We start from the raw sequence: 584 nt of genomic DNA, 5'->3' as shown, positions 1-584 counted from the left end.
CGAAGACCGCGCGGACGGTCTTCAGGTAGCGGTGGGGAAGCTCCGAATGTTCCAGCAGTTGGCCGAGGACCGCAGTGAGTTTCACCGCGGTCATCTCACCAAAGTTGAACAGTGCCTCCTGCCGCAGCTCGGAGACTGCGGCCCGCAGCACTCTCCGGGCCTCGCTGATAGCGGAGTCCTCGCGTGCGGTTTCACCGGACTCGAAAGGCTCGGTGGGCATGGCAGGTTCCATGGGGTTCCCTGTCGTTGCTGTGTGGCAAGTGCTCTTCTGGCCTTGACGTCAGAGCAGGTCGTCGATCTCGACGCTGGTCATCTCCGCGCCGGGACGGACGATCTGCGCGGTGTGCTCGACGTCGATGTTCGCCAGAATGGAAACGCGGCCGGCCTTTAGGGCGCGGGAGACGCCGTGGACGTCTCCTGCCCGGTTGAAGATGCGCATCCCGCTCGCAGGCCGGTCCTCGCCGACGAAAGTGATACGGCGTCCGTACGCCTCTTCCAGGACGGCCCGCAGCCGGCCGAGCGCGCGCCGCAGCCGCTCGTCCTGATTGTCGATCAACTGCTCGTGCTCGGTGTACACGTCGAGC

1 protein-coding gene and 1 pseudogene are annotated in these 584 nt (G+C 65.4%); both read right to left on the bottom strand.

The genetic code is table 11. The features are described 5' to 3' along the window. Positions 1-220: hypothetical protein (locus ABD323_RS44165; RefSeq protein ID WP_344447633.1), on the bottom strand; the 220-nt coding region annotated here is incomplete at its 3' end. Positions 221-280: 60 nt separating this feature from the next. After that, positions 281-584: pseudogene (locus ABD323_RS44160) on the bottom strand (hypothetical protein); the annotation flags it as partial.

The organism is Kitasatospora nipponensis, from assembly GCF_039528135.1.
GTDB lineage: Bacteria > Actinomycetota > Actinomycetes > Streptomycetales > Streptomycetaceae > Kitasatospora > Kitasatospora nipponensis.
The sequence above is the reverse complement of the archived record's forward strand: the minus strand, read 5'-3'. Positions and strand labels throughout refer to the sequence as shown.